Source organism: Tessaracoccus rhinocerotis (assembly GCF_007197885.1).
GTDB lineage: Bacteria > Actinomycetota > Actinomycetes > Propionibacteriales > Propionibacteriaceae > Arachnia > Arachnia rhinocerotis.
Genome location: NZ_VKKG01000006.1, coordinates 296319 through 309839 on the forward strand (window position 1 = coordinate 296319; position 13521 = coordinate 309839).

At 70.1% G+C, this 13521-nt stretch carries 10 protein-coding genes; 1 reads left to right on the forward strand and 9 read right to left on the reverse strand.

Features of this window, described 5'->3' with window-relative positions:
• Positions 1-12 precede the first annotated feature (12 nt).
• Positions 13-2961, reverse strand: coding sequence for a DUF5107 domain-containing protein (locus FOJ82_RS14670; protein ID WP_143939229.1), 2949 nt, complete (start codon positions 2959-2961; stop codon positions 13-15).
• Positions 2962-3369: 408 nt separating this feature from the next.
• On the opposite strand from FOJ82_RS14670, the gene acs reads away from it, so the two are divergent.
• Positions 3370-5355: an acetate--CoA ligase gene (gene acs, locus FOJ82_RS14675; RefSeq protein WP_143939230.1), complete on the forward strand. Its 1986-nt coding sequence runs from the start codon at positions 3370-3372 to the stop codon at positions 5353-5355.
• Positions 5356-5389: 34 nt separating this feature from the next.
• Here the strand turns inward: acs and FOJ82_RS14680 are convergent, their stop codons facing one another.
• The 8 genes from FOJ82_RS14680 to FOJ82_RS14715 form a co-directional block, all read right to left on the reverse strand.
• Positions 5390-6361: a sulfate/molybdate ABC transporter ATP-binding protein gene (locus FOJ82_RS14680; RefSeq protein ID WP_143939231.1), complete on the reverse strand. Its 972-nt coding sequence runs from the start codon at positions 6359-6361 to the stop codon at positions 5390-5392.
• A gap of 34 nt (positions 6362-6395) precedes the next feature.
• Positions 6396-7202 carry a sulfate ABC transporter permease gene (locus tag FOJ82_RS14685; RefSeq protein WP_246099903.1) on the reverse strand — a complete coding sequence of 269 codons (807 nt, stop codon included), beginning with the start codon at positions 7200-7202 and terminating at the stop codon, positions 6396-6398.
• Positions 7189-8013: a sulfate ABC transporter permease subunit CysT gene (gene cysT, locus FOJ82_RS14690; protein WP_143939232.1), complete on the reverse strand. Its 825-nt coding sequence runs from the start codon at positions 8011-8013 to the stop codon at positions 7189-7191. Before cysT ends, FOJ82_RS14685 begins: the two co-directional genes overlap by 14 nt.
• Positions 8010-9050 carry a sulfate ABC transporter substrate-binding protein gene (locus tag FOJ82_RS14695; RefSeq protein WP_143939233.1) on the reverse strand — a complete coding sequence of 347 codons (1041 nt, stop codon included), beginning with the start codon at positions 9048-9050 and terminating at the stop codon, positions 8010-8012. Before FOJ82_RS14695 ends, cysT begins: the two co-directional genes overlap by 4 nt.
• Positions 9051-9272: 222 nt before the next feature.
• Positions 9273-9626 (reverse strand): GntR family transcriptional regulator, encoded by a 354-nt coding sequence (locus FOJ82_RS14700; protein ID WP_246099904.1) that lies wholly within the window; start codon positions 9624-9626, stop codon positions 9273-9275.
• Positions 9613-10485: a hypothetical protein gene (locus tag FOJ82_RS14705; RefSeq protein ID WP_185975826.1), complete on the reverse strand. Its 873-nt coding sequence runs from the start codon at positions 10483-10485 to the stop codon at positions 9613-9615. The genes FOJ82_RS14700 and FOJ82_RS14705 overlap by 14 nt, the downstream gene beginning before the upstream one ends.
• A gap of 157 nt (positions 10486-10642) precedes the next feature.
• Positions 10643-11650 (reverse strand): NAD-dependent epimerase/dehydratase family protein, encoded by a 1008-nt coding sequence (locus tag FOJ82_RS14710; protein ID WP_143939236.1) that lies wholly within the window; start codon positions 11648-11650, stop codon positions 10643-10645.
• A gap of 1 nt (position 11651) precedes the next feature.
• Positions 11652-13451, reverse strand: a complete 1800-nt coding sequence (locus FOJ82_RS14715; protein WP_143939237.1) for an alpha-amylase family glycosyl hydrolase — start codon at positions 13449-13451, stop codon at positions 11652-11654.
• Between the last annotated feature and the right edge of the window lie 70 nt (positions 13452-13521).

A 13521-nucleotide genomic window follows, 5' to 3' on the forward strand; every position in this document is an offset into this window, starting at 1 on the left:
GGCCGGGCGGCGCTACTCCCGCGAGAACAGCAGCAGGTCCGGCAGGCTCGTGGCGAAGTAGTCGGTGACACCGTCGTCGCGGACCGGTGCGGGAGCGGTGTACCGGGGCCGGGCCTCGCCGAGGTTCGCGGGCGGGTCTGCCGGGGCGAGCCCGAGGGACCGGAGGGTCTCGTCCCAGGCTGCCACCGCCTTGCCCTCGCCGCCCTCCCACGGGTGGAACCGTCGACCGGTGAGGATCTCATGGGCGCGCCGCGCGTCACCGTGCCCTGCCAGCAGCGTGACGTACTCGATCGTGAAGTCGTCGCGGGTCAGGACGATTGGCTCCGACCCGGCCAGGCGCTCGAGCCGCGTCGCCGGATCGTGGCCCAGCCGGATCGCCAGCTGGTCCTGCTCGTAGCGGATCCGCGCGTCGTCGGGATCGGCGGCCACGGCCCGCTCGTAGAGCCGCCAGGCGAGGTCGTCGTCGCCGGCGACGTTGTACGCGGCCAGCCCGGCGTTGCGCAGCAGGACCGGGTGCTCGAGGCCCAGGTCGATCGCCGAGCCCCACAGCGCCATCGCCTCCGTCCGCCTGCCGTGGTGGTAGTGCAGCATCCCCAAAAGGTGCTTGGCGACGGGGTCGGCCGGGTCACGCTCCACGGCCGCGGTGAGCACGTCGAGTGCGTCCAGGCCGTTGGGGAAGGCCCGGCGGAGGTCACGCCCGGCGTGCTCTCGGTGCTGCTCCGCCTCGCGGGACCGTCCCAGGAGGTCCAGCACGGAGGCCGCCGCGTACCCGGCGACCGGCCGGAAGTTGCCCTCGGCCGTGGACGGCGCCGCGACCACCTCCTCGAACAGCGCCAGCGCACCGGTGGCATCGCCGGCGTGCAGGAGTTCGAACCCGACGTCGAGCAGCACTCCGGCGTCGGTGGGCCGGGACCGGCCGGCCAGCACCCTCGACGTGGCGTCCAGCGGGTCCTCGGCCAGCGCCCGCTCCAGCACCCTGTCAGCCTCCGCCAGCCGCCCCAGGCGGCGCAGGACGATGGTCCGCAGCCCGGCCCGGCGGGGGTCGTGGCCGACGACCCCGTCGAGGGTCTCCAGGACCCGCAGGGCAGCCCGGTTGCGGCCACGGTGGGCCAGCAGCTGCGCGAGTTCGAACCCGGCGGCCGCGGCCCAGGTGCCGTCCCAGCCCGCCTTGCCGAGCGCCTGCTCGGCCTCGTCCAGCTTCTGCTGGCGACGCAGCGTCAGTCCGAGCAGGTAGAAGGCCTCCGTGTCGGTCGGGTTCGCGTTCCTGCGCGTCAGGCGGGCGAGTGCCGTGCGCGCCAGCGCCTCCGCCGCGGCGTAGTTCCCGACGCGCAGCTCCCGCTCTGCCAGCGCCAGGTTGGTCCTCACGTCGCCGGGGTCGCGGCGCAGGGCCTCGGTCCAGTAGGGCAGCGGCGAGCGCGTGGGGTGTCGGTACTGGCTCAGGTGGAGTCCTGTCAGGTAGAGCTCCTCCACCGTCGCGGTGTCCGCGGGGCTGGGTGGTTCGTCGGCGGCCTCGGGCTCGGGGCGTTCGTCGTCGGCCTGTGCGGTCCACCGGACCAGGGTGCTGCCGTCGGCGGACCGCAGCTCCACACTGGGGCTGCCGTCCCCGGCCGCCTCCTCCTCGATGCGCGCTACGACGCCGGGTGCCATGTCGACCACCCGGCGGGCACTGATCCGACCATCCCTCAGGATGACCAGTTCCGCGTTTCGTCGGTGGGACGTGACGGCGAAGCTCGCCACGACCGCGCCGTCGCGCCGCACGTTCACGGCGGCGTCCGGGGTTGCCGCGTGCGCGGGACCGAGGTTCGGGATCGGGTACCAGAACTGGGAGAACACCTTGGTCTCGCCGGGGAGCAGCCACGAGAAGTCCGGCTGGTTGTCGGTGTGGACGCCCGCCATCAGCTCGACGTAGGGCCCGTCGGAATCGGTCAGTTGTGCATCCCACGCGTGCCCGAAGGGGGCATCGCCCCAGGTCCACATCTTCTTGCCCGGCGAGACCCTGCGCTCCGCCCAGTGGACGACGCCGGCGCCGGCGGTGTGGTCGTAGCCGCCGAAGAAGTCCCCCTGGGAGTCGACGACCATGTACGACGTCGGTACGGGAATGTTGTGGTAGCGGTCGATCCTGTCGGATCCGGGATCCCGGGCGCCGCGAGCGGCGTAGTCGACGCCGTAGTACTCCCGGTCCGCCGCAGGGAACGCGGTGATCGCCCTGCGGGCGTGGTCAGCGACGTGGTGCACGTCCTCGGGGAAGAAGGACTGGTAGTCGTCACCCACGTAGGCGGCGACGTTGGCCCACCACAGGAAGCTCTGCCGCAGACTCGTCCTGTTGTGCAGGCGCACGACGGCCTCCACCACCGAACTTTCCGGCCGCAGCCGGATCCCGTGGTGCGCCGACATCCGCTCGAACGGCTCGTGGTCGTGGCACCACACCGTCACCGAGCCGTCGTCGTCGCGCTCGATCCTCGTCTCCACCGGCAGGTAGGTGCCCGGGCGGTGGTGCTGGGGCCAGTTGAACTCGACCCCGCCGCTGATCCACGGGCCGCCGAGACCCACGAGCGCAGGCTTGATGACGTTGTTGCGGTAGAAGAAGTCGTAGCCGGTGGCCTTGTCCAGCCCGACGTGGATGCGGCCCCCGAGCTCGGGCAGCAACATCAGCCGGACGTGCGCGTTCTCGAGGTGGACCGCCTGCCACGGCCGGTCGCGCGCCTCGTCGGAGACGTGCTCGACGAAGGGCAGCGGGTAGACGCGGCCGGAGGAGCCCTGGTAGACGCGGTGGTCGAAGTACATCGGGTGCACGCTCGGCTCGCCGGACTCGTAGGTGCGGATGGTCACGGGCTCCTCCCACGCGACGGCCCCGCCCCGCGCCAACGCCTCGGCCAAGTCCGAGGGCGCGTCCGGCAGCCGGATCGTGCGCGCCTCGTCGGGGGTGTGTTCGGGTCCGGGGGCGGGGGCATCGGTGCGCATGAGGTGCCTCGTTCTCGAGTCTCTTGGGTTTCCAGTGCCCGCTCGTGCGTCGAACGGGCACAACTGCCGGGTGTCCAACCCAAGTATGGGCGGAAAGCGCTTCTCGCGGGCGCTGTCCGGTGGGCGGTGCAAGACCGGAGCCGAGGCGCCCGGACCTGCGCCGTCCACCTCGTCCTACTGCGCGGTTCTGAGCGAGCGTCTGCTCAATTGGGCAGAAACCGCTGTTCACTTGTGGATCAACCTCTCGTCACGAGCCCGCTGTTGTGGTTTGGTTGGGTGCGGGTAGTCCGGTCGTGGCCAAGGTTGGTTCCGGGGCACCCACGCATGGCCACCAGTACCGGGCCCAACCGGTTGGTCGTGCGCGACTTCAAGCTTGGGCCCGAGATCATTTCGCAACAGGAGACACCGATGTCTGAGCAGGCAGCCGATACCGCCGTCCTCGTCGAGGAGCGCAGCTTCCCACCCAGCCCTGAGTTCGCGGCAGCCGCGAACGGCACCCAGGACTTGTTCGACCGGGCAGGAGAGGACCGTCTCGCGTTCTGGGCCGAGCAGGCCCGCAGGTACGTCAAGTGGGACAAGGACTTCGAGGAGGTGCTCGACTGGTCCGACGCCCCCTTCGCGAAGTGGTTCGTGGGCGGCAAGCTGAACGCCTGCTACAACGCCGTCGACCGCCACGTCGAGGCCGGAATCGGTGACCGCGTCGCGTTCCACTTCGTCGGCGAGCCCGGCGACCACGAGGCCGTCACCTACGCGGACATGCACGTCCGCGTGCAGCGCGCCGCCAACGCACTGATCGACCTCGGCCTGCGTGCCGGTGACACCGTCGCCATCTACATGCCCAACACCCCCGACGCCGTGGCCGCGATGCTGGCCTGCGCCAGGATCGGCGCGCCCCACTCCGTCGTCTTCGGCGGCTTCTCCGCCGAGGCGCTGCGCACGCGCATCGACGACGTCGGCGCCAAGCTGGTCATCACCGGCGACGGCCTCTACCGCAAGGGCGCCCCGTATGCACTGAAGCCCGTGGTCGACGAGGCCCTCGCCTCCGGTGAGACCACCGTCGAGAACGTGCTGGTGGTGCAGCGCACCAAGCAGGAGATCGGCTGGGTGGAGGGCCGCGACCACTGGTGGCACGAGGCCCTCGAGGCGGCCGACCCGACGCACGAGCCCGAGGCCTTCGACTCCGAGCACCCGCTCTACATCCTCTACACCTCCGGCACCACCGGGAAGCCGAAGGGGATCCTGCACACCACCGGCGGCTACCTGACGCAGGCTGCCTTCACCAACCACGTCGTCCACGACATCCACCCCGAGACCGACGTCTATTGGTGCACCGCCGACATCGGCTGGGTCACCGGCCACTCCTACACCGTCTACGGCCCCATGACGCTGGGCGCCACGCAGGTGATCTACGAGGGCACCCCCGACCAGCCCCACAAGGGCCGCTTCTGGGAGATCGTGCAGGAGCACAAGGTCACCATCCTCTACACCGCCCCCACGGCGATCCGCACGTTCATGAAGTGGGGCCGCGACATCCCCGAGCAGTTCGACCTCTCCTCGCTGCGCCTGCTCGGGTCCGTCGGCGAGCCCATCAACCCCGAGGCCTGGATCTGGTACCGCGACGTCATCGGCGGCGGCCAGACCCCCGTCGTCGACACCTGGTGGCAGACCGAGACCGGCGCCATCATGATCACCCCGATCCCCGGCGTCACCGCCGCCCGACCCGGGTCCGCCCAGCACCCCATCCCGGGAGTCTCGGCGCTGGTGGTCGACGACGAGGGCCGGCCCGTCGAGCGCGGGTCGGCCGGCTACCTCGTGGTGACCGAGCCGTGGCCGTCGATGCTGCGCGGCATCTGGGGAGACCCGCAGCGCTTCAAGGACGGCTACTGGAGCCGCTTCCCGGGCATCTACTTCGCCGGCGACGGCGCCCGACTGGACGAGGACGGCAACATCTGGATCTCCGGCCGGATCGACGACGTGATGAACGTCTCCGGGCACCGCCTGTCGACCGCGGAGGTCGAGTCCGCCCTGGTCTCGCACGCGAAGGTGGCAGAAGCCGCCGTCGTGGCCGCCTCCGACGAGGTGACCGGCCAGGCGATCTGCGCGTTCGTCATCCTGCGGCAGGACGCCGTCGAGGAGGCCGACGAGGTGGGCGAGGGCGCCGAACTGGTGGCCGAGCTGCGCAACCACGTGGCCCACGAGATCGGCAGCATCGCCAAGCCGAAGAAGATCATGGTGGTGGCGGAGCTGCCCAAGACCCGCTCCGGCAAGATCATGCGCCGCCTCCTGCGCGACGTCGCCGAGCACCGCGAGCTCGGTGACGTGACGACGCTGGCCGACGCCTCGGTGATGAACCTCATCTCCGCCGGCATCGCTTCCGGGAAGGGTGAGGACTGACCGAACCGACCTTTCGGCCCGGCGCCCCCGGCCGTCAGCCGGCCAGCGGCTCGGGGACGTCGGGGGCCAGGCAGTCGGACCGCAGCCAGACCCGCGAGCCCTCGCCCAGGTCCAGTCCCCGCGCGGTGGCGCGGGTCATTGTCGCGACGACGGACTCGCCACCGTCGGTCAGCACCGTCACGCGCACCTCGAACCCGACCCGCAGGGCCCGCCGCACGGTCCCGGGAATTGATCCGGGGGAGTGGGCGGTGGTGACCTCGACGTCGTGGGGACGCACCAACTGGCCGTCGAGCCGGGTGGTGGGTCCGAGGAAGCTCATCACGAAGTCGTTGGCGGGGGTGTCGTAGAGCTCGTCGGGGCTGCCGATCTGCTCCACCCGGCCCTCGTTGATGACGACGATCTCGTCGGCCACCTCGAGCGCCTCCTCCTGGTCGTGGGTGACGAAGACGGTGGTCACGTGGACCTCGTCGTGGAGGCGGCGCAGCCAGTCGCGCAGTTCCTTGCGCACCTTGGCGTCCAACGCGCCGAACGGCTCGTCGAGCAGCAACACGTTCGGCTCGATCGCCAGCGCGCGGGCCAGCGCCATCCGCTGCCGCTGCCCGCCCGAGAGCTGCGACGGCAGGCGGTGCGCGAACTGGCGCAGGTGCACCAGGTCCAGCATCTCGTCGACGCGGGCCCGGATCTCGTCCTTGGGCCGCTTGCGGATCTCCAGCCCGAACGCGACGTTCTTCGCCACGCTCATGTGCTTGAACGCGGCGTAGTGCTGGAACACGAACCCGACGTTGCGCTTCTGCGCGGGCAGCCTCGTCGCCTCCACCCCGCCGATGGCGATGGAGCCGGAGTCCGTGGTCTCCAGCCCGGCGATGATCCGCAGCAGCGTTGACTTGCCGCCGCCGCTGGGGCCCAGCAGGGCCGTGAGTCGCCCCGTCGGGATGGACACGTCGACGTTGTCGAGCGCCACGAAGTCCCCGAAGCGCTTGTTGATGCCCTTGACCTCGATGCTCATCGCGGGCTCCTTCCTTGGTTTCTCGTCCGGCCGATCACCGGTTGCCCCTGGGGCGGATTGCGGCGACCACGACGATGCACGCCACCGACACCATCGCCAGCAGGAACGCGACGGCGTAGGCGCCGGGCTGGTTGAAGTTGAGGTACTGCTCCTCGACGACGAGGGTCGCGGTCCGCGTGGAGCCGGAGATGTTGCCGGAGACCACCTTCACGGCGCCGAACTCGCCGAGCGACCGTGCCAGGGACAGCACGACGCCGTAGACGACGCCCCACTTGATGGCGGGCAGCGTGATCCGGCGGAACGTCTGGACGGCCCCGGCGCCGAGGCTTCGGGCGGCCTGCTCCTGCTCGGTGCCGATCTCCTCCAGCACCGGCACCACCTCGCGGATCACCAGCGGCAGCGCGACGAACGCCGTCGCCAGGATGATGCCTGGGGTGGCGAAGATCACCTGGACGCCGGCGCCCTCCAACGCCGGGCCGAACCAGCCGCTGCGCCCCCCGTAGACCAGCACCAGCGCGAGGCCGACCACGACGGGGGAGACGGACAGCGGCAGGTCGATCAGGGCGCTGAGCACCCGTTTGCCGGGGAACTCGTAGCGCACCAGCAGCAGCGAGACCCCCACGCCGAACACCGTGTTGACCAGCACGGCCACCAGCGCGACGACCACGGTCAGGCGCAGGGCGACGATGATGTCCGGGTCGGCGAGCACGCCCAGCAGCACACCGGGCCCGTCGGCGAACGTGTTGATGGCCACGAGCGAGACGGGCCACGCCACCAGCAGGAACAGGTAGGCGACCACGACGACTCGCAACCCCCACCGCAGCGACCTAGCCCCTGCCACGGCCGGACACCTTCCGCTGGACTACGTCGAGGGTGACGATCACCGCGAGGGCGATGACAAGCAGCACGGCGGCGATCGCGGCCGCGCCGGGGAGGTTGTCGTTCTCGATGCTGCCGAGCATCCGAACCGAGGTGACCTCCGTCTGGAACGGCAGGTTCCCCGACAGCAGCACCAGCGAGCCGTACTCGCCCATCGCGCGGGCGAACGACAGCGTCGCGCCGGCGATGATCGCGGGGGCGAGGCTGGGCAGGATGATGCGGCGCAGCACCGTGAACCGGCTCGCGCCCAGCGAGACGGCCGCCTCCTCGACCTCCACCTCGATCTCCTCCAGCACCGGCTGCACCGCCCTCACGACGAACGGCAGCGTCACGAACAGGAACGCCAGGAACACGGCCGAGGACCGGTTCGCCACCGAGATCCCGAACGGTCCGTCGCTGCCGTAGAGGGCGAGCAGCACCAGCCCGGCGACGATCGTCGGCAACGCGAACGGGATGTCGATCAGCACCTCCAGCACCGAGCGACCCCAGAACCTGTCGCGCACCAGCACCCAGGCGATCACCGTCCCCATGACGACGTTCACCGCTGTCACGAGGAACGCGTGCATGACCGTGAGTCGGATGGCTGCTGCGGTCTGCTCGTTGGTGATGGCGGCCCAGAACGCGGGCCAACCGCCCTGGCTGGCGGTGACGATAATCGCCAGGAGCGGGATCAGCACCAGCAGGCTGAACCACAGCATCGCGACGCCGAGCCCGAGTCCCGCGGACCGGGTGAGGGTCGAGCGCCTGGGCGCCGCAACCGCGACGGCGGTCACCGGGTGGCTTTCCCGGAGTGGGCGATCGCCTCGGTGACGATGCCACCCTCCTCCGCGAAGAACTTCTCCGTGAGTGTCGGCCAGTCGACGAAGTCGTCCTCGATCGTGAGCAGGTGCGGCACCTGCGGGAACGGGTCCGTGGGGTCGGCCGAGCCCTCGACGACCCCGCCGAAGTCGACGCCGTCGCGGATCGGGCGGAAGCCCTTCAGTGCGAACTCCCTCTGGCCGGCGTCGCTGAGCACGAACTCGAGCCAGTCCTCGGCCGCGGGGGTGGCGTCGACCAAGATCGTGCCGGGGTTCTCGATCAGCAGCGTGGTCTCGGGGACCACGTACTCGAAGCCCTGGCCGTGCTGCGCGGCGAGGATGGCCTCGTTCTCGTAGGCCATCAGCACGTCGCCGGTGCCTGCGAGGAAGCCGGTGGTGGCGTCGCGGCCGCTGTTGGGGAGGGCGACGACGTTGGCGAAGAACTGGTCGAGGTACTCGGCGGCCTCCTGCTCGGTGCCGCCGTCGGCCACCACCTGCCCCCAGGCCGCCAGCGCGTTCCAGCGGGCCGCGCCGGAGGAGGCGGGGTTGGGGGTGATGATCTCGACCCCGGGCCTGACCAGGTCGGCCCACGAGCGGATGCCCTTCGGGTTGCCGTCGCGGACGCCGAACACCACGACCGACGACGACACCACGCCCGCGTTCTCCCCCTGGTCCCAGTCCTCGGCGACGAGGCCCTCCTCGACCAGGCGGGTCACGTCGGAGGCGACGGAGAAGTGGACGTAGTCGGCGTCGAGCCCAGCGACGACGGAGCGGCTCTGGTCCCCGGACGCGCCGTAGGACGTCTGGAAGGAGACACCCTGCCCGGCCTCGGTCTGGTTGAACGCCTCGCCGATTGCCTTGTTCGCGGCCTCCGGGACGGCGAAGCCGACGATCCTCAACGTCTCCGCCGTGGACCCGTCAGGCGGTGCGGCGGTGCTCGGGGAGCTGCAGGCTGTGAGCCCCAGTAGTGCGGCGGTGGTCGCTGCGAGCGCAGCATGCAGCCGTTGGCTCATGGCCCTTCCCTCTTCTCCGGAGCTAGGTCTCTGCCGACATGACAGAGCACGGACGCTACGGGACCGGGTGGGGCGCTGAACAGGGAAATCGGGCCCGTTCGCCGGGCAGCGAAAAGACCGCCGGATCGGGAATTAAACGGGGGCACCGGTGGTTGTGAAGAGATCGCCGCGACGCGGCCGCGCACCCGTCGGAGGGCGACGGTTCGGCGCAGGATCGCCCCCTCAGGAGTCGATGATCTCCTGCAGCAGCCCAACGGCGTCCGCGTCGCCGAGGCCGAGGCGGCGCGCCCGTTCGAGGTACTCGCGGGCTGCGGCGGTCGCCTCCGAGCGGGCCGACGCCTCGGTGCCCACGACGAAGGATCCGTGGCGGCCCCGGGTCTCGATGATGCCGGCCGCCTCGAGCTCGCGGTAGGCGCGGGCGACGGTGTTGGCGGCGACGCCGAGCTCCGTGGCGAGACGCCGCACGGGCGGCAGGCGCTGGTCGGCGGGCAGCTCGCCAGAGGCCCGCTGCGCTGTGATCTGGGCCTTGATCTGCTCGAACGGCGGCGTCGGCAGGGTCGGGTCAACTCTCAGCACGGGTGCTCCTCCCAGCGACGGCGCTGCGCGGGCGGGCGCCTGCCCGGACATGCCCGAGAAGGGCGAAGTGTCCTGTGGCGAGCGCGTATCCGAAGGCGAGGATCGGAAGGTGGCCTACTGGTTCCGCTGCCGGGACGTCACCACGGTGTGCGAATGCTGAGATGGCAACGCCGAAGGCGAGGAGAGGTCCGATCGCCAGGATCGTGCAGAGGTCACGCCGCCGGTACGCGTAGCTCCACGTCAGTTCGTCGGCATCGCCGGCGAGTAGGGGTTGCGCGGCGAACCAGGACGCGAACACCCAGCCGGCCACGGTCGCACAGGCACTCACGACACCCAACCCGAGCACCCATGAACTCATCTCCGGACGCATTGCGAGAGACGCGGGCACGTAGGTCGCGAGGAACCCGGCTTGGGCCAGGGTCGCCGCCACCCAGGCCCAGATCGGAATCCACTCGCGCAGCGGACGGACGCGGGCATCGGAGACCGCGGTTCCCGACGAGCGGTGGCCGTTCCCCTCGCGGGCCACCAGCAGCGCGATCACGATCCCGCGCCCCACGAAGGCGGCCGCGAACAGAACGAAGGCGAGTGCCTGGAACGACGGGGGACCGGCAGGGAGCACGAGCAGGATCGATGCGCCGGTCAGGATTGCGCTGCCGACCAGACCCCTACGTTCCCGGTACTGGTCACGGGCGATGACGGCCGCCGAAGCCGGGACTCGTGGAAGTCCCATGGGGCGCAGGACGCCGTTGAGTGCGTACCGCTCGCGCCGCGCGTAGTCGGAGGAGGTGTAGCTGGCGTTGACGCATGTGACAGCCATACCGCCAACCAGGAGCGCGAGGATCACCGCGTATGCGTCCAAGGCACCTCCCTGTGTTCGAGCCCTGCAGTAAATGTAGCAATACATTCAGGGGTGTGTCCCGCTGATACTTCGACCCGGAACTCTCCGGGAGGGCAACCTGAAACGTCCCATTTTCGTTCCGGGTTCGAGTATCAGCGGGACGGTCAGGTGCCCCCGGTCAGAGGGCCTTCGCGTGCGCCACCAGACGGTCGAACCCGGCGTCCAGGTCCTCGTCGAACCGCTGCGATTCCGGGTGCGCGTCGAACCAGGCGATCTGCTCGTGCACGGCCACGTCGTAGGTGACCGTCGGGTTGAACTCGGGCACGAGGGCGCGCAGCTTGGAGCAGTCGAAGACCATCGAGTGCGCCTTGTCGCCGAGGAGTCCGGGGCCGAGGTCCGGCAGCGCCCGCGCGATCGTCTCCGACGCGACCGGCACCAGTTCCGGCTCCGCCACCCCGGCGGCCCGCGCCAGCCAGGTGTAGATCTGGTTCCACGTCGGCGAGTGCTCACCCATGATCTGGAACGAGTCGCCCACCGCCAAGGGATTGCCGAGCAGCCCCACGAACCCGACGGCGAAGTCGTCGGTGTGCGTGACGGTCCACAGCGACGTGCCGTCGCCGGGCACCACCACCGGCCGACCCGCCCGCAGCCGCGCAACGTCGGTCCAGCCGCCCATCGTGAGCAGCATCGTCTCGTCGTAGGTGTGCGAGGGGCGCACGATCGTCGCCGGGAACGCGTCGTCCCGGTGTGCGCGCACCAGCACGTCCTCGCAGGCGATCTTGTCCCGCGAGTACTGCCAGAACGGGTTGCGCAGCGGCGTCGACTCCGTCACCGGCAGCCGCGACGGCGGGGTCTGGTAGGCCGAGGCGGACGAGATGAACACGTACTGGCCGGTGCGACCGGCGAAGCGCTCGACGTCGCGGGCGACGTGCTCCGGCGTGAATCCCAGGAACTGGGCCACGACGTCGAACTCGCGCCCGGCGAGCGCCTCGTCGACGGCGTCGCCGTCGGAGACGTCCGCGACCAGCGACTCCACCTCGTCCGGCAGTTCGTGCCTGGTGGACCGGCCGCGGTTGAGCACGCTGACGCGGTGCCCGAGCCGCACCGCTCGCTCGACGGACGCGTGCGAGATGGTGCCGCTGCCGCCGATGAACAGGATGTCGAGGGGGTTGCGGGCGCCGGTCATGTCAGGCCTCCTGGCTGTAGATGAGCACCGTGTACGGGCCGATGTCGATGTTGGCGTGGGCCGGGAGGTCGTCGTCCTCCTCGTGGAAGGCGGTCACGTCGAAGCTGTCGAAATCCCCGAACAGGGGGCTGTAGGCCTTGGCGTCGCTGTTGAGGCGCAGCTTCCACAGGCCCTCGGCGGGCATCCCCATCCGGTAGCCCTCGTAGCTGTTGTTGCTCAGGTTCACCACCACGACGACGTCGTCGCCGGGGCCGCCGTCGAACCAGCGGTGGAAGCCCAGGACGTTGTCGTCGTCGTTCACGTGGAAGACGTTCAGCCCACGCCCGGTCAGCCCACGGGTGTGGCCGGACCGGTTGAGGCGGAGGTCGATGAGGTTGCGGTAGAGCAGCTCGATGCCGCGGAAGCGGGCGTTGCGCTCCCAGTCCAGCGGGTCGTCGTCGGTGAACCAACCACCCTCGAGCACCTCCTGGCCCTGGAAGATCATCGGGATGCCGGGGCTGGTCATGACCAGGGCGCCGCCGATGGTGGAGCGCTTCTTCGCGTGGTAGCCCTCGGAGTCCACCTCGTCGATCTCGTGCGGCACCCGCGCCGACCCGTTGGCCACCTCGTCGTGCGACTCGGTGTAGATGACGCGGCGGATGGGATCGCCGTCGTAGGTGTGCTCGATGGCGGCGCGGACCTCGGCCAGTGAGCGGTGCTCGTCACGCATGGCGGTGAGCGCCTCCCGGACGGGGTGGACGAACTCGGCGTCCCACTGGGCGTGGAAGCCGGCACCCCAGTCCTCGAGGCCCACGACACGGTCGTGGCCGTGGAGGTCTTCGGCGATGGTGATCCGGCCGGGGAAGTCGTTGCGGACGGTCTCGGTGATCCAGCGCATCAGGCTCCAGCCCTCATCGAGGTCAAAGCCGGACCCGTCGACCGAACGCATGTACGGCGTCATGTCGAGGCGCAGGCCGTCGATGTGGTAGTCGCGCAGCCACATCATCGCGTTGTCGTGGATGAAGCGCCGCACCTCCTCTCGCCCGTAGTCGGGGCGGGTGTCGCCCCAGGGGGTGGCGGAGCGGTGGTCGTTGTAGAAGTAGATGCCGCCCTTGTCGTTCTCGCTCCAGCCGTCGAACTGCCACAGGTCCAGGTCCGAGGGCCCGAAGTGGTTGTAGACGACGTCGAGGATGACCGCGAGGCCACGCCTGTGCGCCTGCTTGACGAGGTCCTTGAACGCGTCCGGGCCGCCGTAGGCGGACTCGACGGCGTAGATGTGGGCTGGGTTGTAGCCCCACGACAGGTCGCCGGCAAACTCGGCGACGGGCATCACCTGGATGGCGTTGACGCCGAGCCCGACGAGGTGGTCGAGGTGCGAGGCGACGTCGTCGAAGCCGCCCACCTCCTCCTGGGAGTCCTCGCGGAAGAACGTGCCGACGTGCATCTCGTAGATGACGAGTTCGTGGTGCGGCGGGCAGTTGGCGGAGTCGCCCTCCCAGTCGAACTGGGAGTGGTCGTGGATGATGCCGTGGCCCACGGAGTTGGTGACTGCCTGCGCGTACGGGTCGATCCGGTCGGCCTCGAAGTCGCCGTTGACGAGGTGGAACTTGTAGCCCTGCCCGGTCCGGGCGCCGTCGACGAAGCCGTACCAGTAGCCGTTGTCCTCACTGTCCAGCGGGTTGGCGTCGCCGTCCCAGTCGTTGAAGTCGCCGATGACGCTGACGGAGTCCGCGTGCGGCGCCCACACGCGGAACCCGACGCCGCCTTCCGCGACGATCGCGCCCATCCCGGGCAGCGGTGATTGGTTTACCTGTTCGGACATCAAGCTCCTGATTCTCGATTCTGCTGAGCCCAGTCTGTCGCAACCACATGCAGACCGCGGCCCGGTTGGG